At 64.4% G+C, this 19760-nt stretch carries 18 protein-coding genes and 1 tRNA gene; 10 read left to right on the top strand and 9 right to left on the bottom strand.

All coding sequences use genetic code 11. The annotated features are described in order from the left end of the window. The first annotated feature begins 391 nt into the window (after positions 1 to 391). Positions 392 to 691 carry a DUF6156 family protein gene (locus tag ACT53T_RS19905; protein WP_024878631.1) on the top strand — a complete coding sequence of 100 codons (300 nt, stop codon included), beginning with the start codon at positions 392 to 394 and terminating at the stop codon, positions 689 to 691. Between the two features lie 187 nt (positions 692 to 878). Here the strand turns inward: ACT53T_RS19905 and purB are convergent, their stop codons facing one another. Next, positions 879 to 2186 carry an adenylosuccinate lyase gene (gene purB / locus ACT53T_RS19900; protein WP_476162552.1) on the bottom strand — a complete coding sequence of 436 codons (1308 nt, stop codon included), beginning with the start codon at positions 2184 to 2186 and terminating at the stop codon, positions 879 to 881. Positions 2187 to 2417: 231 nt separating this feature from the next. Between purB and ACT53T_RS19895 the strand changes: the two genes are divergently transcribed. From ACT53T_RS19895 to ACT53T_RS19880, 4 genes are all read left to right on the top strand, one after another. Continuing rightward, entirely contained in the window at positions 2418 to 2642 is a 225-nt protein-coding gene (locus tag ACT53T_RS19895) for a DUF433 domain-containing protein (RefSeq protein ID WP_476162551.1), read from the top strand. Then, a complete protein-coding gene (locus ACT53T_RS19890; protein ID WP_476162550.1) occupies positions 2642 to 2971 on the top strand; it encodes a DUF5615 family PIN-like protein in 330 nt (109 codons plus the stop codon). Before ACT53T_RS19895 ends, ACT53T_RS19890 begins: the two co-directional genes overlap by 1 nt. A 144-nt stretch (positions 2972 to 3115) precedes the next feature. Then, complete coding sequence (locus ACT53T_RS19885) at positions 3116 to 4366, top strand: NAD(P)/FAD-dependent oxidoreductase (RefSeq protein ID WP_476162549.1); 1251 nt, start codon at positions 3116 to 3118, stop codon at positions 4364 to 4366. 138 nt (positions 4367 to 4504) lie between these two features. Continuing rightward, positions 4505 to 4822 carry a hypothetical protein gene (locus ACT53T_RS19880; RefSeq protein WP_400769812.1) on the top strand — a complete coding sequence of 106 codons (318 nt, stop codon included), beginning with the start codon at positions 4505 to 4507 and terminating at the stop codon, positions 4820 to 4822. Here ACT53T_RS19880 and ACT53T_RS19875 read toward each other — a convergent pair whose 3' ends face one another. Further along, a complete protein-coding gene (locus ACT53T_RS19875; RefSeq protein ID WP_476162548.1) occupies positions 4823 to 5374 on the bottom strand; it encodes a DUF721 domain-containing protein in 552 nt (183 codons plus the stop codon). Positions 5375 to 5424: 50 nt separating this feature from the next. Here ACT53T_RS19875 and mutY point away from each other — a divergent pair, with 50 nt between their 5' ends. After that, positions 5425 to 6525, top strand: a complete 1101-nt coding sequence (mutY, locus tag ACT53T_RS19870; RefSeq protein ID WP_476162547.1) for an A/G-specific adenine glycosylase — start codon at positions 5425 to 5427, stop codon at positions 6523 to 6525. A gap of 21 nt (positions 6526 to 6546) precedes the next feature. Further along, positions 6547 to 6810, top strand: coding sequence for an Imm74 family immunity protein (locus ACT53T_RS19865; RefSeq protein WP_018266782.1), 264 nt, complete (start codon positions 6547 to 6549; stop codon positions 6808 to 6810). A 271-nt stretch (positions 6811 to 7081) separates the two neighbouring features. On the opposite strand, the gene ACT53T_RS19860 is transcribed toward ACT53T_RS19865, so the two are convergent. The 3 genes from ACT53T_RS19860 to ACT53T_RS19850 all read right to left on the bottom strand — a co-directional run bounded on the left by ACT53T_RS19860 (position 7082) and on the right by ACT53T_RS19850 (position 9115). Further along, positions 7082 to 8395 (bottom strand): type II toxin-antitoxin system HipA family toxin, encoded by a 1314-nt coding sequence (locus tag ACT53T_RS19860; protein ID WP_476162546.1) that lies wholly within the window; start codon positions 8393 to 8395, stop codon positions 7082 to 7084. Beyond that, entirely contained in the window at positions 8395 to 8829 is a 435-nt protein-coding gene (locus tag ACT53T_RS19855; RefSeq protein WP_476162545.1) for a helix-turn-helix domain-containing protein, read from the bottom strand. The genes ACT53T_RS19860 and ACT53T_RS19855 overlap by 1 nt, the downstream gene beginning before the upstream one ends. Positions 8830 to 9041: 212 nt before the next feature. Then, positions 9042 to 9115 (bottom strand) — tRNA-Gln (locus ACT53T_RS19850). Between the two features lie 352 nt (positions 9116 to 9467). On the opposite strand from ACT53T_RS19850, the gene ACT53T_RS19845 reads away from it, so the two are divergent. Then, entirely contained in the window at positions 9468 to 10547 is a 1080-nt protein-coding gene (locus ACT53T_RS19845) for a Ppx/GppA phosphatase family protein (protein ID WP_476162824.1), read from the top strand. A gap of 16 nt (positions 10548 to 10563) precedes the next feature. On the opposite strand, the gene ACT53T_RS19840 is transcribed toward ACT53T_RS19845, so the two are convergent. From ACT53T_RS19840 to ACT53T_RS19830, 3 genes are all read right to left on the bottom strand, one after another. Beyond that, on the bottom strand, positions 10564 to 12234 hold the full coding sequence (locus ACT53T_RS19840; RefSeq protein WP_476162544.1) for a porin: 1671 nt from the start codon (positions 12232 to 12234) through the stop codon (positions 10564 to 10566). Between the two features lie 231 nt (positions 12235 to 12465). Further along, complete coding sequence (locus tag ACT53T_RS19835) at positions 12466 to 14124, bottom strand: OprO/OprP family phosphate-selective porin (RefSeq protein ID WP_476162543.1); 1659 nt, start codon at positions 14122 to 14124, stop codon at positions 12466 to 12468. A 225-nt stretch (positions 14125 to 14349) separates the two neighbouring features. After that, positions 14350 to 16008, bottom strand: coding sequence for an OprO/OprP family phosphate-selective porin (locus tag ACT53T_RS19830; protein ID WP_476162542.1), 1659 nt, complete (start codon positions 16006 to 16008; stop codon positions 14350 to 14352). Positions 16009 to 16600: 592 nt separating this feature from the next. Between ACT53T_RS19830 and ACT53T_RS19825 the strand changes: the two genes are divergently transcribed. Continuing rightward, the gene (locus tag ACT53T_RS19825) at positions 16601 to 18259 is read left to right on the top strand and encodes an OprO/OprP family phosphate-selective porin (protein WP_476162541.1); all 1659 of its coding nucleotides are present in this window, start codon (positions 16601 to 16603) and stop codon (positions 18257 to 18259) included. A gap of 267 nt (positions 18260 to 18526) precedes the next feature. Continuing rightward, the gene (locus ACT53T_RS19820) at positions 18527 to 18754 is read left to right on the top strand and encodes a DUF2093 domain-containing protein (RefSeq protein ID WP_400769802.1); all 228 of its coding nucleotides are present in this window, start codon (positions 18527 to 18529) and stop codon (positions 18752 to 18754) included. Between the two features lie 6 nt (positions 18755 to 18760). Here ACT53T_RS19820 and lpxK read toward each other — a convergent pair whose 3' ends face one another. After that, complete coding sequence (lpxK, locus tag ACT53T_RS19815) at positions 18761 to 19744, bottom strand: tetraacyldisaccharide 4'-kinase (protein WP_476162540.1); 984 nt, start codon at positions 19742 to 19744, stop codon at positions 18761 to 18763. Between the last annotated feature and the right edge of the window lie 16 nt (positions 19745 to 19760).

Below are 19760 nucleotides of genomic sequence, written 5' to 3'. Positions count from 1 at the left end.
TGTCACGAATGTCGGCGCCCGAGGAAATCTGCGCTCGATTTCTTCGCTGCGCCATCGACCTCGGCTGAGGTCAAACGGTGTGACCCGGTGGCGTCATGCTCCTCTCGCATGTATCGCTCGACTCGAGGCCTGCGTGCGTTGCCACGCCGGCCCGCCCATCGCGTTCTCATCCCTCGAGGTCCCGCTCGATCGGTTCGCACGGTTCTCGGCTCCTCGCCGTTTCCCGCGGCCCCCTGTGACGCGATGATGAAATGGTGATCTCGATTCTCGATTTCGTCAAGCGCAGAATTGGTCGCAGCGAGGCGGTTTTCTTTTTGCGCGCGGCGCGCTACGCAATGGCTCCGACGAGGCCGGCGGGAGCGCCAATGCCGGTCCGACGGGAGAGAAGCGCATGCAAGCGGACAGTGACGGTTATTACTATTTCCTTACCTATAGCGGCGTGAGCCTTCCGCTCAAATTGACGTCGCCGCTCGATCCGAACGACCTCAACAATCGCAACACATTCTTTCGCGCCCGCTATGACGAGGCCGAGCGTCTGCTTCTGTGCGAGAAGATGGTCTATGGCGAGGTGGAGCTGCGCCACGCATATGAATATCGCGCCGAGGGCGGTCTCGCCCGCGCGCTCATTCTGATGGGCGAGGACGAGACCGAGGTGCTGTTCGACGAGAATGGCAAGCAGACGGTGGCGTGAGGGCGGCGTAGGTCGGGCGGAGCGCGCGAGCAGGAAGGCTTTTGCGGACGATCGGTTCGCCGTCATTGCGAGGAGCGTAGCGACGAAGCAGTCCAGGAGCCGCCCCATGGCTCTGGATCGCTTCGCTCCGCTCGCGATGACGCGCGGCGATTGTCGGGTTTTGCGGAGCGAGCGTCCGCGAGCAGCGTCACGCCTTGCCGAACACGCGATCGAAGATCGTGTCGACATGCTTGAAGTGATAGGCGAGATCGAACAATTCATCGAGCTCCGCGGGCGAGAGCTTCGCGATCACCTCGGCGTCGGCGCCGAGCAGCTTGCGGAACTCGCCTTCGCCGCGCCACACGGGCATGGCGTTGCGCTGCACCAGCGAATAAGCATCCTCGCGTGAGACGCCCTTTTGCGTCAGCGCCAGCAGCACGCGCTGCGAATGCACGAGCCCGCCGAGGCGGTCGAGATTCTTCTGCATGTTCTCGGGATAGATCATGAGCTGATCGATGACGCTGGTCAGACGCGAGAGCGCAAAGTCGAGCGTCACTGTCGCGTCGGGGCCGATATTGCGCTCGACGGAAGAGTGCGAAATATCGCGCTCATGCCACAGCGCGACATTTTCCAGCGCCGGCGTCACCATGCCGCGCACGAGCCGCGCGAGGCCGGTGAGATTTTCGGTGAGCACGGGGTTGCGCTTATGCGGCATGGCGGAGGAGCCCTTCTGCCCGGCCGAGAAATATTCCTCCGCCTCCAGCACCTCTGTGCGTTGCAGATGGCGAATCTCGATCGCGAGCCGCTCCACCGATGACGCCACGACGCCGAGCGTCGCGAAAAAGGCGGCGTGACGGTCGCGCGGAATGACCTGCGTGGAGACCGGCTCCACCGCGAGGCCGAGCTGCTTCGCCACATGCTCCTCGACGCGCGGATCGACATTGGCGAAAGTGCCGACGGCGCCGGAAATGGCGCAGGTCGCAACCTCCTTGCGCGCGGCGACGAGCCGCTCGCGCGAGCGCGTGAATTCGGCATAGGCTTGCGCCAGCTTCAAGCCGAAGGTCGTCGGCTCGGCGTGAATGCCATGCGAGCGGCCGATGGTCGGCGTATATTTATGCTCGAGAGCGCGGCGCTTTATCGCGGCGAGCAGACCGTCGACGTCGGCGATGAGAAGATCGGCGGCGCGCGCCAATTGCACGGCGAGACATGTGTCGAGCACGTCGGAGCTGGTCATGCCCTGATGCACGAAGCGCGAATCCGGCCCGATGAACTCGCCGAGATGGGTGAGGAAGGCGATGACGTCATGCTTGGTCACGCGCTCGATCTCGTCGATGCGGGCGACGTCGAAAGTGACGAAATCGGCCTTGTCCCAGATCGCCTTGGCGCTCTCCTTGGGGATCACGCCGATTTCGGCGAGCGCGTCGCAGGCATAGGCCTCGATCTCGAACCAGATGCGAAAGCGCGCCTGCGGCTCCCAAATCTTGGTCATCTCGGGGCGGGAATAGCGAGGGATCATGGGCTCGGGCGTCCTTTGGAAAAGTCTTCGTGCGGCCGGTTCGGCGGGAAGACGATCGTTTAGGCCCTTCCGCGGGTGGAGTGAAGGGGGCGGGGCCGGCTCCGCTTCCAGTCTTCGTGGTGAACATATCCTAAAGATAGCAAGGCGCGGTGCGGGGCTGGCGTTCCGGGCGAAGGCCCGGGTGACCCCGAGCGCGCCTCGCGATATATTGAAAGGGAACCGGAGGTCGAAATGAGCCAGCTCGAGCGTATCACTGTCGATCCGCAGCAATGCGGCGGACGCCCTTGTATCCGCTCGCTGCGCATTCGCGTCAAAGACGTTCTGGACCTTCTGGCGGCCGGGGCCTCGAATGAGGAGATTCTCGAGGATTATCCGCTGCTCGAGGCGGCGGATATCATTGCGGTCCTCGAATTCGCCGCGCGCCAGAGCGATCATCCGATCCTGCGCGTCGCCTGATGCGTTTTCTCGTCGATGCGCAGCTGCCGCCGGCGCTTGCGCGTTGGCTCTCCGCGGCGGGACATGAGGCGGAGCACGTCGGGGATGTCGGTCTCGGAGACGCCAGCGACAGTTCGATCTGGAGCTATGCTCTCGCGGCCGGCGCCGTCGTTATCTCCAAAGACGAGGATTTTGCGCAGCGGAAAGCGCTCGAGAGTGGCGGACCGCCAGTCGTCTGGGTGCGGGTTCCGAACACGCGGAAGCGGGAGCTTCTGGCCTGGTTCGAGACGATGCTTCCCGAGATTTTGGCGGCGTTGGAGCGAGGCGAAAGCCTCATCGAGGTCATTTGAGCCGCCTTCGCCGGCCGGACCGCCGGAATTCGAGACACCCTCTCTGGCCGAAATATTGCTGCGGATGAACCAACGCCAGCGCTGGCGTTCGCCCGCTCGGGCCGCCATATCTCGGTTTCAGAATGTGTTCGCCCGGAGGACCTTATGCAGCAGACCGCCGATGTCGCCGTGCTGGGCGCGGGAATGGTCGGAGTCTCGGCCGCCCTGCATCTGCAGGCGCGGGGGCGCGACGTCGTCCTCGTCGATCGGCATGGCGCGGCCGGATTGGAGACGAGCTTCGGCAACGCCGGGCTCATCGAGCGCGCCTCCGTCTTCCCCTATCTCTTCCCGCGCGATCTCGGCGATCTCCTGCGCTATGCGCTCAATCTCTCGCCGCAGGCGCATTATCATTTTTCGGCCCTGCCCAGCGTCGCGCCCTGGCTGTGGCGCTATTTTCGCGAGAGCGCGCCGGAGCGCGCCAAGCATCACGCTCTGGACGCGCTGCCGCTGGTCGAGCGCTGCCTCGAGGAGCATGACGCGCTGATCCAGCTCTCGGGCGCCGGCGACATCGTGCGCCGCACCGGCTGGATCAAGCTCTATCGCAGCGAGAAAAGCCTCGCCAAAGGGCTCGTCGACGCCGCCCGGCTGCGCGACTTTTCGCTGCGCGTCGAGGAGCTGGACGCCGCCGGCCTCTCGGCGCTGGAGCCCGACATAGCGCCTGTCGTCGGCGCCGTGCATTTTCGTGACACCGCCTCGGTCGCCGATCCTTGCGCCGTGGCGCAGGCCTATGCGGAGCTGTTCCAGCGTCGCGGCGGGCGTTTCCTCGCCGGCGACGTTCGCGCCCTCGCGCAGACGCGCGACGGACATTGGAGCGTGCCCACGCATGATGGCGCGCTGATTGTCCGCGATGTCGTCGTCGCGCTCGGCCCCTGGTCCGACCAGATTTTCCGCCCGCTCGGCTATGATCTGCCCTTCGCGGTCAAGCGCGGCTATCACATGCATTACGGAACCAAGGAGGGCGCGCGGCTTTTCCATCCCGTTCTCGACGCCGACAATGGCTATGTGCTGGCGCCGATGACGCGCGGCGTGCGCCTCACCACTGGCGCGGAATTCGCTCGCCGCGACGCCAAGCCCACGCCCGTGCAGGTGGGAAAGGACGAAGCGCTCGCGCGCACGCTGTTCCCGCTCGGCGAGCGGCTGGACCCCAAGCCCTGGATGGGTTGCCGGCCCTGCTTCCCGGACATGCTGCCGATCATCGGCAAGGCGCCCCGCCATCAGGGCCTCTGGTTCGATTTCGGCCATCAGCATCATGGCTTCACGCTCGGCCCGGTGAGCGGCAGGCTGCTCGCCGAGATGATGACCGGGGAGGCGCCCTTCACCGATCCGGCGCCCTATGCGGTCGAGCGATTTCGATAATCCACAACGGAATTTTTTCGCCGAATGAGCGACCATGGCGCGCAGTGATTCGCCTCGGCGTCGATGATCGTCCGGCTGTCCTTTTTTGAATGCGTGCGCGTCCCCTGACGGCGAGCCGATTTTTCATTGGAGACGAATATGAAGCTCTCTTTCATTCTCGGCGCGGCGCTCGCGCCTTTTCTTCTGGCGCCCGCGGCGGCCGTCGAGGTCGCCGTCATCTACGAAGGCTTTCCGGGCTATGCCGGCTGCAAGGAGCGCGCGGATATGCAGCGCGTCGTCGATCTCGCCGAGCAATATGATCTCGAGGCGGCGCGCGAGATCATCCGTCGCGGCTTGAAGAGCAAGGATTGCCGCGTGCTCGGCGGCGACATCATCGTCGAGGTGGTTCCGCCCTTCAGCCGGCTGGTGAAGGTGCATATGCGCGGCGATCCCGACGCTTATTGGATCATCCAATAATCAGCGGGCCGGCTTGGCCAGCGCGCGCTCGCCCAGCGCCACCAGCGCGGCCCGCAGCCTCTCGTCGGCGACGCCTTCGGTCACGGCTTCCGCCTGCCGGCGCGCTGCGAGATCGACCGGCGGCTTCGTCGGCCGGACGCGGCGGGGGGCGAGTGGCTCCTGCTTCATCGTGATCTTGGCGACGCAGCGCCAGCCGAGATGCGTGTTCACGCGCTCGATGATGGCGGCGCTCATATGCTGAATGTCGAGGCCGAAGCCCGGCTCGACGCGCAGCGCCAGAGTCGCCGGCTCGTCTGTCTTCTCGGCCGGGCGGCTTTTGCCGCCGGCTTGGTTCTCGTCGGTCGCGCGCCTTTTGGCGCGCGGCGGCCATTGCAGCTTCACCGGCTCGCAAATGGCGGCGACGCGCGCGCCGACGATCGCCTCCCAGCGGAGCAGCAGCGAGCTTTCGCTGAAGCCCTGGCGCGCGGCGAGAGGATCGAGCGTCTTGTCGACGAATTCGCCGAGGAGGCGCGATCGCCGCATTTTCGAGCGTCCGGCCGCCGCTTCGGTCATGCTCTCTCCTTGCGCGATCGGCTCTGATCTCGGTAAGGACAGGTTAGCCCATGCCGAGAGCCCCCGCCAAGTCGTCGGCCGCAAGGTCGCCCGCAAAATCGCCGCCGCGGCCCGATCCGCGCGCGCTGCTGTCGTGGTACGACCGTCGTCGCCGCGATCTGCCCTGGCGCGCAGCGCCCGGCGAGCGGGCCGACCCTTACGCCGTCTGGCTGTCGGAGATCATGCTGCAGCAAACGACGGTCGAGGCGGTCAAGCCCTATTTCCTCGGCTTTCTCGCGCGTTGGCCGAGCGTGGAGGCGCTCGCCGCGGCGCCGCTGGAGGAGGTGATGAAAGCCTGGGCCGGCCTCGGCTATTACGCCCGCGCCCGCAATCTCCACGCCTGCGCGCAGCAGGTGGCTTTCGAGCGCGGCGGCGTCTTCCCGCGGGAGGAGGGCGATCTCCTCTCTCTGCCCGGCGTCGGCCCCTATACGGCGGCGGCGGTGGCGGCCATCGCATTCGACGCGCCCTGCGTCGCCGTCGATGGCAATGTCGAGCGCGTCGTCGCTCGGCTCTTCGCCATCGACCGCCCGATCCGCGAGGCCAAGCGCGAATTGCGCGAGACGGCGCAAACGCTGCTTCCAGCCGCGCGCTCCGGCGATTTCACGCAAGCCTTGATGGATCTCGGCGCGACGGTCTGCACGCCGCGCGGGCCGCGCTGCGATCTCTGCCCTTTCGCATCCGGCTGCGAGGCGGCGCGGCGCGGCGAGACCGAGCGCTTCCCGGTAAAGGCGCAAAAGCTCGAGAAGCCGCTGCGGCGCGGCGCGGCCTTCGTCCTCACCTGCGGCGGCGCGGCCCTGCTGCGCACGCGGCCGCCGCGCGGCCTGCTCGGCGGCATGAGCGAATTTCCCTCGACGCCCTTTCGCGTCGATTTCGACCCCTCCCGCGCCCAGGCCCATGAGCCCGCCGCGGCGCGCTGGCGCGCGTTGCCGGGGGAGGTCGAGCATGTGTTCACGCATTTTTCGCTGCGGCTGACCATATTCGCCGCGACGCTTCCGGCGCCGCCGCCCCATATCGAGAACGGCCGCTGGACGCCTCTGGCGCGCCTTTCCGAGGAAGGGCTGCCGACCTTGATGCGAAAAGTGGCGGTGCGGGCCGGTTTGATCGTAGAGTGAGCTGAAGCGGGAGCATTTTGCATGGCGCGGCGCAAATCGATCCAGATCGAGATGACGGAAGGCGCGATTCGCGTCCTCTCCGGCGGCCATGTGCTGACCATCGCCAATAGCGCGCCGCCCCCGGACGCCGAGGAGGACACGGATTTCTTCATTCGCCTCGACGACATCGACCATTGGGACGCGCCCGACCAGGAAATCCCCATCGACATCGTCGAGCTGCAGTCGATTCTCGAAGCGATAGAAGAAGAGCTCGAGCGCCACGGGCTGAGCGTGACCTTCGAGTGAGGAGGCGAGAGGCGGGCGAGGAGAGCTCGGCCGCGAGCTTTCTGCGAAAGCTCGGACGTAAATGGCTGCAACACTTGATTACATACAGAAAATTCGCGTTATGATTCAACACTTTTGGAACGAAGGCGCATTTGAGATCGGCGCAAGACCAGCTCCATGATGCCAATTTTTTCGTAAAATCGACGCCGGCCAACAAAAGACTCTCGAACTCGTCAAAACAGAGCCACGCCGTACGCTTTTTTGACGCATCAAAATGAGCTGCCCGATCTCCTCACTCGTCTCCGGACGCATGCAACGACTTGAGTCGTTTCGTCGCACCTTCGACAATCGAGGCGGCGAGTGATTCCGGAAAATTCGCCGGCAAACGAGAAAGAGTGGCCTCGATCGTCGACGATGCCGCTTCCGTCAATTCGTCCATAATCAATGACAGCTCTTGCACCGGAAAACCGCAAAGTGCCGCCGTCTGTTCGAAATGCCGCCCGACGATTGTGTCGACGATATAATGTCTGTTCTTGCCGACCGACATAGCCATGCGCATCTGTTTTCGGTCGATCTCGCTAGCGTCCAGGTTCGGCTGCGTCGACATGATGTCGTAAAGTGGCGCGAGCCGGAACCGCCCGGCCGCCGCGAGCCGCAGGCTGAAATTCTTCGCATGCCCGTCGGTCGCGCCGAGCAGCCAGAAAACGATTTGAGCTTTGAGTAAAAGCCGCAGATCGTCCAGCGGCGTGTCGCTTCCCTTCACCAAGCCTGCGATGTCCACAAGTCCGGGGCCACCGTCGGATTGATATTTCAGCGACGGTGGCACCGACAAAGCCTGGCAGCAATCTTCCTGCGGCAGCCGCAGCAGCCGTTGATCCTTGGTCCACAAGCGATCAAAGCGCTCGACGACCAGCGCCTTTTTCCCGGCGAACTCCGCCATTTCAGCGTTAGTTACCGGAAGCCCGAAGGCGGCAGCGAGCCGGAGGCAGAAATACTCGTTCTCGACGCTCAACGAGAGATCGAGGCCGTTCGGCAATAGGCCTATTTCTGGCTTGATGATGTGGGTGGTCGGCGTCGTGCCGTGCGGGACATGCCAGCGGCCATCAAGGAACAGCAAGGCTGTCTTCTCTTGCGCGCCGGCGAGTGAAATCCTGAATTCGCTGTCGCTCCCCACCCCAAGCGGATTGCGTCCGAGATCAGCGATGATCGCCGCAACCTCGTCATCGGAGACCGGACGCGCGTCGATTTGTCCCGCATGTGTAGGCTCCACATTTTCGGGAACGAACTGGAGAGCCCCGACGCAATCGCGCCCAATCGCGGCAAGCAGGCTGTAAGCGTCGGAACCGCCTGCGTTTGATCGCTCGGCGATGCGTCGCCGAATATCTAAATTATCGGGCAAAAGATTTTCAAAGACCGCGATCACTGGCGCGCCGATATAGCGATCTTCGCGCAGCGGCAAAGAAAGCGATACGGGAATGGCCCCCTCCCAATCGAGCCAGCTTTCGTCATAGCGAAAATCGATGGCTCCGCTGCTTTCGCGGCGAAGGCGGCCAACAAGGCGGTTATTCAAATAGACGTTGAGCGGCGGTCGAGGACGGCGAGCCATCAGAAGCCCTCCTCAATCTCCGTAATTGCTGCCTTGCTCCGGGGTTGAATGACCAATTCGAGATCAAGGGCAGCGAGTGTATCCATCAGCGTGCGTAGCTGCGTCGCAGGCTCGCCCGCTTCCAGTTTTGAGATCGTCGCCTGCCGCACGGACACTTTGCGCCCCAGCTCGTCCTGCGTCAGCTTCTGCTGGCGACGGCAACGGCGCAAAACGGTCCCAACCTGCTTTGTCGTGCGGGCAATCATATCCATTTGAGAAATATGACATAGAGACGATAAATTGCCAATATACGCAATTGCGCATATACACATTTTATACGCGCAACCGTATAATTGCGCCTTATACGCAAATGCGTATCGCCAAAATTCGCCGATCTTTCCGAAGATTGAGCTCCTCCAGCGCTCCTCAATATTCAACATCGCCGGCGCGACCATAGAGCTCTGTCGTGCGCGGCTTTAGCCTTAAACCGTCCAACTAAATGGGGTCAGTTCATTATGAGCGGCCTTTTCAATTGGGCTCAATGAACCTCGGCAATCGACAAGGGACTTGGATTCAAACGAGAAAAACAAGCAAGATCAAGCCCCCCAAAGAATGCATCTCTTCGCGGCATTTGCATAACAAGCTGATTTTAAAGGGCAAGCATTTGTGGCTGGGGGACCTGGATTCGAACCAAGATTAACGGAGTCAGAGTCCGCTGTTCTACCGTTGAACTATCCCCCAACGGTCGCGCGGCGAAGCGGCGCGTCGCGGTGATCTAAAGAGAGGATGCGCCTCTGTCAACATGATCGGCGCGGTTTGATCGGCGCGGTTCGTGGCGCGGCCTTTGCTGGTTTTCACGATGGCCTCGCTCGCGCCCGCCGGCGCGGCCCGTAAACGCGCTCCTTGGCATTCGCGCCGGCCTTGCTACACTTCCCGCGATCGGCCATGAGAGTTCGTCGAGACGGGGATCGGCGGCGCGGCGGCGCGAAGGAAAAAAGGCCGATCGGGAGGCGGGTTGAAAAAGCCGGAACATTGGGGCGGGGGCCTGGGCGGAGGCGAGGCGCCGCGCGCTGGAGCGGGGGCGCGCGCATCCGTGGACGGCGCGGGCGATCCTGTCCGCCCATCTGATCCCCTTTGCGCTGCGGACGTCTCCGCGCGGAGCGCTCGCCTTCCGGGCGAGCGGCGCGACGATCATGTCTATGCGGCGCTCGATCTCGGCACCAATAATTGCCGGCTGCTGATCGCCCGGCCGGAGCAGCGCTCCCGGCGCAAGACGGACATGCTGCGCATCGTCGACGCCTTCTCGCGCATCGTGCGGCTCGGCGAAGGCATGGGCTCCTCGAGCCGCATCTGCGAGCAGGCGATCGAGCGCACGCTGGAGGCGCTGGACGTCTGCCGCGAGAAAATGAGCGCCCGTGGCGTCTCCCGCGCCCGGCTGATCGCCACCCAGGCCTGCCGCGCAGCCGATAATGGCGCGGAATTCGTCGAGCGCGTGCGCGAGCGCACCGGCCTGCTGCTCGAGGTCATCGATCGCGAGACCGAGGCCCGCCTCGCCGCGCGCGGCTGCGGCTCGCTCGCCGATCCGCGCGCGGAGAGCATTTTGCTCTTCGACATCGGCGGCGGCTCCACCGAGCTCGTGTGGCTGACGCGCGACGCGCAGGGCGGCGAATTGCGCCATTGGACCTCGCTCGAGCTCGGCGTCGTCTCGCTGGCGGAGCGATTCGGCGGCAAGAGCGTGACGCCGGACATTTATGAGGCGATGACGGCGCGCGCGCTCGAGGGGCTCGCCGCCTTCGCCGAGCGCACGGCGGCGGAGCGGCGCTGCGAGCGTTTCCATCTGCTCGGCACCTCCGGCACGGTGACGACGCTCGCCGGCGTGCATCTCGGCCTCGAGCGCTATGATCGCTGGCGCGTCGACGGGCTCTGGCTCTCGGACGAGGACGCCACGCGCGCCATCGATTCGCTGCGCGCCATGGATTTCGATCAGCGCGCCGCCAATGGCTGCATCGGCCCGCAGCGCGCCGATCTCGTGCTCGCCGGCTGCGCGATCTTCGAGGCGATACGCCGCGTCTTCCCCGCGGCCCGCACCCGCATCGCCGATCGCGGCCTGCGCGAGGGCATGCTGCTCGAGATGATGGAGGCGGACGGCGTCTTCACGCCGCGCGCGGGTTGAGGCGACGCCCAGCAGGTCAGAAGGAGCGTTGGAGGCGCAGGCGGCCCTCCACCGTCGCATTCGCGCCCTTCCATGACGGCAGGCCGACCGACCACAGCGCTATGTCCGGCGCGAGCCCCACCGGCCGACTGTGATGATTGTCGCGCAGATACATCAGCTCGCCGCCGAGGTCGAAATTCTTGATCGGCGTCCAGACGAGATTGGAGCCGACGCGATATTCGGTCGTGTTCACGGCGCCGACGCCGCCGCCGAAATCGGCGATGGAGCTCGGGCTGTAATAGAGCTCCATCAGCGAGCCGTAGACGCCGGAGGAGAGCGTCGGCGTCCAATAATGCTTGAAGGCGGCCAGCCCCACCCAGCCGATCGATTTGTCGCAATGGGCGGCGGCGGTCCATATGCAGTCGAAGCTCAGAAACTCCCAGCCGTTGCTGGCTTTCACGCCGCCATTGCCATAGCCGTAGAAGGCGTTGCCGTTCACGGGGCCGCCGTTGAAGCTGAGATTATTGCCCATCAGATAGCCGACGGCGCCGCGGGCGTAGGTTCCCTGCACCCATAATTTGTCGCCCTCGGAAAAAATATCGGGGGCGAATTTGTCGAGATTGAACTGCCAGCCGAGCTGAAACGCATAGCCGTAATCCTCCTGCGAAACGACGGGGATGGCGGTGCCGAGCGGCAGGCCGGTGACGGGCGTCGCCACTGTGGCGTTGCGCGTGTAGGTGGATGTGCGCAGCTGATGGGCCGCGCCGGACAGCTGCACGGCGCCCCAGGGCTGGTCGATGCGGAAGGCGCCGACGATCTCTGGAATTTGCACGCCGTCCGGCACGCCGGTGAAGCGCGTTCCCCAGGCCGCTGCGGCGGCGTCCGCGGCCGCGCCCGAGAGGCCGTAGACCGCCGCCACATAATTGAAGGCGCCGATGGTCGAGCCGACGAAGCCGCGCCGCGAGACATTGTCCTCGAGAGAAAAGCTCAGAGAGACACCGTCGCGGAAGCTGTAGGTATAGGCCAGCGCGCCGACGGTGGCGTTGGAGCCGCGCAGCGCCTCCCAATCGATATTGTCCGTGTAGAAATCGAAGAAGGACTGCACGCGGCCGGCGGTAACGCCGCCAAATTGCACAAAGGCCTTGTTGAGGATCGTCGTCTCGCGCGCCGTCGTGCGGAATACAGTGCCATTGGAGTAATTGGCGGCGCCGAAATATTGCGAGCCGCTGATCGAGCCGGTCGCGGCGCTGCTGTCCGAGCCGAATTGCGATTCGAGCCGCACGAAGGCGCGCATCGTGCCGTAGTCGGTCGGCGCGCGCGCGTCCATCTCCACCCGGCCGAGGCCGACGAAGCCGGAATTGTCGCCGCTGCGCGGATTGGAATAGCCCAGGATGGGAACATGTCCCGGAATGCCGAGCGGATTCGAGTTGATGCTGGGGCCGAAGGCGAAAGGATTGTCGGTCGCGATGATGCTGCGCGACATTCGGTAGGAGGTGCTCCAAGAGCGCCATTCGGCGACGACGGTGCCGCCGATGCGCAGGCAGGTGTTGTTGCCGGGGATATAGAAAAAGGCCGCGCCATATTGGTCGCAGATGCGGACATATTCGACGGGCGCGGCCTGCCGTTTCGGAAGCTCTTCGGCGCGCCCCGCGGCGACGCTTTGCGCGACTGTCACGATGACAATAAAAATACGGAATATATTGGACATATTCGAGATCCGCCGCAGCAAAAAGGAATCGAATTACGTATTTACGCTTAAGTAAATAGGCCGATTACCTACGCTGCGCCGAATCGGCGACGCGAATTTCTTAATTTGATATTATGTTTTCTACAGGATGCAAACGTCCGCCGCTGCGTCGCATCGCCCAAAAAAACGGCCGCCCGAAGGGGCGGCCGCATGAATTGGGGCGTAATATAAGACGCCTCGATCGAGCGCCTCTCACCAGTAGATTTGCGCCCGCGCGAGGAAGAGGCTCGGCCGGTCGCCATTGAGATAGGGGCGGTCGGAGGGCGCGACCAGCGTCAGCGTCTTGGTCCAATTGGCCTGGAAGCGCACGCCCTTCACCGGATACCAGTTCAGCGCGAGGGAGAAATTGTCCTGGCGTCCGCCCAGCGTCGCCGTGCTGGCCAGAGCCTTCTGCGCGGCGTTGCCGGCCACGGTCGCTGCATAGACGAAACTGCCGTCGACGAGACCGCCATTGTTGAGATTGATCTCGCTGTAGCGCGCCGCCAGCTCGAAGGCGCCATAGCCGCCCTTGTTCAGCGGGTTCTTGATCTGAACCTCGCCGAAGCTGCCCGGCGTGTTGAAGTCCTTGTCGTAGCCCTTGTAGGAGGCCGCGCGGGACTCGCCGGTCAGGAACAGGGAGCCGAGAACGTAATAGCCGCTATAGCGCAGGCTGGTTCCGCCGCCATTGCCGAAGATGAGGGCGTTGGTGAAGTCGCGCTCATATTGGGCGGCGATATATTCCGCCTGCAGCGAGACCGGGCCATAGGCGGCGGCGGCCTCGAAGCCGTAGTTGTAGGAATATTTCAGGCAGCTCGAGCGACGGGCGAAGGGGGCGATGAGCTGGCCCGCTCCGGTGGTCGTGATGTTGAGGCTGGCCGCCGAGGCGCCGCAGGAGAGATCCTGCGCCGCGGAGACGCGGGTGAGCGCGCCGCCGCCGCCGAGCACGTCGGTCTCCTCGCGCTCGGGCGATTGGCCGGGGCGCAGATTGGCGGCGTCGGTCGCCGCGGTGGTGTTGTTCGGCTTGTGATATTTGAAGGAGCCGCCGAGATGGAGCAGCTTGTCCTCCTCGGTGATCGGCGCATAGACGCCGCGCACGGCCGCATCCCAATATTGCGATTCGCCCGTGGGCGGGGCGGTCGCCGTGTCCTGCGGGCTGGTCGAGAATATGCCGGCCTTGACGCTCCACTGCTTGTCGCCGACGGCGACCGCGGCGCCGGTGTGGCGGCTCGGCGAGAGAACGGAGGGCAGAGAGCGCTCGATGAAGGTGAAATATTTCGACGATTCGGTCGATTCGAGGCTGAAGGGCTCGCGGAAATTGCCGATCTGGAAGGTGACGGGCTGCGAGCTGATCTCCGAGGGGAGCAGCTTGTCGCGATAGGCGAGATAGAAATCGCGAATGCCGGCGACGCCGGCGCCGGTGAAGTCGTACTGGACCTTGTAGAACCAGTTCTTGAACGCCTTGCCCTCGATCTCGAGGCGGGCGCGGCGGAAGCCGACATTGGAGCGGGAGATGGTGTCGGCCGAGGAGGCGAAGCCGCCGTCGATCTGCAGATGCCCGCCGACCTTGAAATTGAAGTCCTGATCCTCGGTCTCGACGAAGAGGCCGTTGCGGAAGGAGACGAAGACCGGCGGCGGGGCGTTGGTGGGCGCGGCCTTGGCGGAATTCAGCGCATTCTTGACCTGCGCATTGTCCTTGGCCTGCTGCGAGACCTTGGCCTCGAGCCGCTTGAGCTCCGCCTTCAGCGCCTTGATCTCGCTCGCCGTATCCGCCAGCGCCGTGGCCGGAACGCCCAGCAGCCCGCAAAATGCGACGAGGGCGACTCCGCCCGAGAGGCGCGCGGTCGAGCCGCCGATATCGCCGTGTTTCTTCATGTTCGTCCCCATATGAACGGATCAGTAAAATTCCTTAACCATGGACTATAGGGATTGACTAGAGATGTGGGGCCGAGCCGCGCCGCCGCGGCGGCGTTTCCGCCGCCTCTGTTGCGGAAATGTCACGTTATAAATATCAGTTTCATAACGAAGAAAGGCCGCCCCGAAGGGCGGCCTTTCGTGATTCGATCGTCTCGCCGAGCCTGCGAAGGCCGGAGATTTCGCTCACCAGAAGACCTGCGCGCGGGCGAGGAAGGTGCTCGGATGCTGGCCGTTGAGATAAGGCTTGTCGGACGGAGCGACGAGCGTCATGGCGCGCGTCCAATTGGCCTGGAAGCGGACGCCCTTCACCGGATACCAGTTGAGCGCCAGAGTGAGGTTCTCCTCGCGGCCGCCGAGCGTCGCCGTGCTCGCCAGGGCTTTCTGCGCCGCATTGCCGGCGACGGTCGCCAAATAGGCGAAATTGCCGTCGACGAGACCGCCATTGTTGAGGTTGAGCTCGCTGTAGCGCGCGGCGAATTCCCAGGCGCCGAGACCGCCCTTGCTGAGCGGATTGAGGATCGCGACGTCGCTGAAGGTGCCGGGCGTGTTCCAGTCCTTGTCGTAGCCCCTATAAGAGGCCGCGCGGGACTCGCCGGTCAGGAACACCGAGCCTTGGACATAATAGCCGCTGTAATTGAGGCTCGATCCGCCATTGGTGCCGAGCGCCAAGGCCGTTCCCGCATCACGCTCGTAATGAGCGCCGGAATATTCGCCTTGGACCGAGAACGGCCCGTAAGAGGCCGCCACTTCGAAGTTATAGTTGAAGCTCGACTTCAAGCAGCCGTTCTGCAGATAGCCGGGCGTCCACAGCAGCGCGACGCCGGACGCCGCCTTGAAAGCGGGGCTGCAATTGAGCGCCTGCGCCGCCGGAACGACGACATAGCGGTTGTTGAGAATGTCGGTCTCGTCGCGCGAGCCGGTGCCCGGCAGCAGATTGTTCGGGTCCTGGGCGGCGGTCGAGTCGTTCGGCTTATGATACATGAACGAGCCGCCGAAATGCAGCAGCTTGTCCTCCTCGACGATCGGCGCATAGGTGGCGCGCGTCGTCAGGTCCCAATATTGATGGCCGGTGACGGCGGGAGCCTGCGCGGAGTCCTGGCCGAAGCTGGTCGAGAACACGCCCGCCTGCACGCTCCAATTCTTGTCGCCGAGGCCGACCTTGGCGCCGACATGGCGATCCGGGGCCAGAGCGCCGGGAAGCGCGCGCTCGATGAAGGTGATGTGCTTCGAGGAGGTCACCGTCTCCATGCTGAACGGCTCGTACTGGCTGCCGACCTGGAAGGTGACCGGCTGCTTGGTGATGGACTCCGGCAGCAGCGTGTCACGATAGGCGACGAACGCGTCGCGAATGCCGGTCACGCCGGTGCCGGTGAAGTCGTATTGGAACTTGTAAAACCAGTTCTTATACGCCTTGCCCTCGACCTCGAGGCGAGCGCGGCGGAAGCCGACGTTGCTGCGGGCGCCGGAGGCGGAGGGATAGCTGGTGAAGCCGCCGTCGGCCTGGATGCGGCCGCCGACCTTGAAGTCGAAGCTCTTGTCCTCGGTCTCGACATAGAGACCATTCTTGAAGCTGACGAACACCGGCGGCGGAGCGTTGCCGCCCGGCGCAGCCTTGGCCGAGTTCAGCGCGTTCTTGACCTGATGGGTCGTCTTGGCCTGCTCCTCGAGCCGATGCTCGAGCCGCTTCAGCTCGGCCTTGAGCGCCTTGATCTCGCTCGCCGTGTCGGCGTGGGCCGCCGCGGGCGCGCCGAACGCGCCGAGGGCGAGGACCGCTACGCCTCCCAGCAGCTTCGAAGGCGTCGCGCCCTTCGCGATCGTCTGAACGTTCGGTACCTGTCTCATGTCAGCCTCTGCCTTGAATTGCTTACCGCTACGGCACGGCTAGAGGCGTTGTGTGACACAATCATCACAAAAGACGGCGGCGGCGGATTGTGACATCGGTTTCCACGTAGGGTGTTGCCCAAATGCCACGTCGTCGGCGTGACGGGAGAGCGGCAAGTCCGTGATAAGCCCGCGATAAAGCTGTCGCCTTCGATCCCGCCCGAGCGTCCGGTCGCGCGCCGCAATATCGTCGGGCCTCACAGCGACGCCACATTGCGATTGTGTCGAATCGGCAACACATACGTGAAAATCCTTAAGAGAAGCCGATTCCGGCCTTGCGCGGACGGCCGATCGAAATGTAAGACAATTACATGTGGTGTATCCAAAGAACATTTCGCTGTTAGAAGCCCATCATGCGGGCGCATCTGGCGATAATTTGGGCATCATCAGATGTTTAGTAGGCAAAATGTGCAATCGTCGCGCGCCTTGCATGTATTCTTCGGGCTGGGGAGACCTGTCGTCGACGCGAGATATTCATTCGACCGGAATGCAAATCTCGTCCGGCGAGCGGACGTCCGAGGCGCCATGCAATCGCCGAGCGCAGGGGGCTGAGATGAGAGAACAGACTATCGGGTCGAAAATGACGCGGCGGCTCTCGGGCGGCGTCGCGCTCGCCGCCTTCTGCGGGATGGTGGGCGCTCCGGCGTCGGCGCTGGCGGACACGGCGAGCGAGATCAAGGCGCTGAAGGAGCAGATCAAGCGCCTAGAGGCTCGGATGACCGAGCAGGCCAAGACCAACGCCCAGGTCAAGAACGCGCTGAATTCCGCCAAGACCCAGCCGGGCCTCGTCGCGCCGCCGCCGGTGTTCGTCAGCTTCCGCAACGGCCTCTTCGTCGAGACCGAGGACAAGGCGTTCAGCTTCAAGCTCGGCGGCCGCATGCAGATCGACGGCGGCTTCGCCAGCTCGGCCGACACGATGTCGCGCAGCAATGTGGGCTTCCGCCGCGCGCAGATCTGGCTCGAGGGCAAGGCCTACAAAGACTGGTACTATCGCTTCCAATACGACTTCACCAACTCCGGCGTGACCGGCATACGCGACGCCTATATCGGCTATCGCGCCAAGCTGCTGCCGGAAGAGATCTCCAAGCAGCCCGTCACCTTCCAGGTCGGCAATTTCTTCGAGCCGTTCAGCATGGAGACGAACAGCTCAACGAGCAATATCACCTTCCTCGAGCGCGCGCTGCCGACCGTGCTCGCGCCGAGCCGTCACACGGGCGCGGCCGTCACCATCGGCGACAAGCTGTGGACGGTGAAGACCGGCATTTTCTCCACCTCGCCGCAGGATACAGCGGTCGCTCCGCCCACTGGCGGCGCGCAATATTGGGACGCGGCGGTGCGCGCCACCTATGCGCCCATTCAGGAGGAGGACAAGCTGCTGCATCTCGGCTCGTCCTTCCGTTATCACAAGCCGGAGAACACGACGGCCGCCACCGATTCCGCCTTCCTGCGGCCGGGCGCCGGCACGGAGCGCGAGGAGGCGGATGTTCTGGGCGGCAGCGGCACGTGGACGCGCGTGTCCGCGGCGCAGGATTTGACTTGCGCGGCCTCGGGCAGCCTGGCGACGAACGCGACCGGCCTCGGTCTCCTGTCCGCGCCTTTCGTCCTGAAGAACGGCTGCTTGAAATACGCCTATAGCTACGGCTTCGAAGCCGCCGCCAGCTATGGCCCCGTCTCGTTGCAGGGCGAATATATCGCCACGCGATATGAGCGCGATCCGCTCAACGGCCTCCTGCTCGGCAATGGCGGCGGCTCGAGCCTCCAATACAGCGGCTATTATGTCCAAGGTTCGTGGTTCCTGACCGGAGAATCGCGCGCCGCCGTCTATGGCAGCTACGACAAGAACTTTTTCACGCCCGGCACTTTCGGCCCGATTCAGATCAAGGACCCCGTCAACAAGGGCGGCTGGGGCGCCTGGGAGCTCGCCGCGCGCTACAGCGAGATCAATCTCAACAATGGCGGCCTCGTCGATGGCAATTTCGTCTATGCGGCGACGGCGGCAGGCACGGCGGCTCAAAAAGCGCTCGCCAGCACAGCGACGCTCGGCGGCCGTCAGGACAATCTGACGATTGGCTTGAACTGGTATCCGGTCAACGGCTTCCGCTTGCAGGCCAATTGGACGAAGGCGCTGACGCTGGTTGCGCCCTCCGACCGCCCCTATCTCAACGGAGAGCATCCGAGCTTGTTCCTTGCCCGCGCCAACGTCTTCTGGTGAGAGCGTGTCGAAACAACATCGAATCGATCTTCATGGCCGCCCCTTTGGGGCGGCCATTCGCGTTTTGGGGCGATTTCCTTTCCAATGACGCTCGTCCGAGACGGCTTCTGGCGCGGGCGCGGGTTTTTTGGCGAGCGCTGGCGCAAGCTTTGCCGCCCAAATGCGATTCGGCCTTGCCAATCGCGTCTCTCCTATTGAAAATTCGGCATGACCTCGTTTATTTCGTCAGTACGCCGCTTAACCGAGCGGGCGAGACGCAGGATCCGCATGAACCGGTTCGAACGACAGCCGCAGGCCGCGGTCGAGGCCGAGGTCGAATATCGCGACGGCGACTTCCGCATTCGCCGTCCGGGCGCCTTCGTGCGCTGCGCCGTGACCGGCGAGCCCATACTGCTGGAAGAGCTCCGCTATTGGAACGTCGACCTGCAAGAGGCCTATTCGAGCACCGACGCCAAGCTCATCCGCATTGGCGTGAGCTTCCCGAAGAAGCCCTGAGCCTTCTCAACTCCGCGTCAGCGCGCGGCGTAGAAGCGCGCGCAGCGGCTCGTCCCTTTCCAGGATCAGACGAATCGGCACAACGTCCACGCGCGCGGCCATGTCGGGCGAAAGACGCGCCGCGTCTTTTTCTGTCGTGACCAGCGTCGCGCGAAGACGCGCGGCTTCGCGCTCGAGCGCCGCCATCTCGTGCGCCGTGAAGGCGTGATGATCGGCGAAGCTTTTTCGGCCCATGATCTCGAGCCCCAAAGCCTCCAGAGTCGCGAAAAACTTTTCCGGCCGCGCGATCCCCGCAAAGGCGAGCGCGCGCTGCGGGAGGCGCGCGGGGAGGGGCGCGACGCTGGCGCGCAGAACGGGCTTTCCCGCCGCGCTCGCATGTGGGGCGACCCCTTCTCCCGGCGCGCCTTCGCCGATCAGCACGAGCGCATCCACAGCCGTGAGTTGGCGCCGCAAGGGCGCGCGCAGCGGGCCGGCGGGCGGGCATAGGCCATTGCCGGCGCCATAGGCGCCATCGACGACCATCAATGCGAGATCGGGCTCGAGCCGTCGGCTCTGCAAGCCATCGTCCAGCACCAGCGCCGTCGCGCCGAGAGCGCGCGCGAGCCGCGCGCCGGCCACGCGATCGGCGCCGACGATGGTCGGGGCGCAGCGCGCCAGCAGCAGCGCTTCATCGCCCGTCTCGCGCGCGTCATGAATGCCCGGATCGATGAGAAAAGGCGCGCGCCGCGCATTGCGGCGGCCATATCCGCGGGTGAGGAAGAAGGGCCGCTCGCCCATTTCCGCGAGCAGAGCGGCGATGGCGAGCGCGGCCGGCGTCTTGCCGTCGCCGCCGAGCGTCGGGCCGCTGATCACGATCGTCGGAAGATCGGCGCGCGCGCCCCTCCGTCTCATGCGCGCTGAAGCGGCAGCGCCGTAGAGCGCGCCCAATGGCGCCAGAGCGCGCGCCAGCGGCGAGGCCGGCGCGCGTCGCCAGAAGTCAGGCGCGCGCATTGGCGATGCGGCGCCG

This window comes from Methylosinus sp. DMC45, assembly GCF_056313885.1.
Note: the sequence above shows the minus strand (reverse complement) of the source record. Positions and strands in the feature narration are given on the sequence as shown.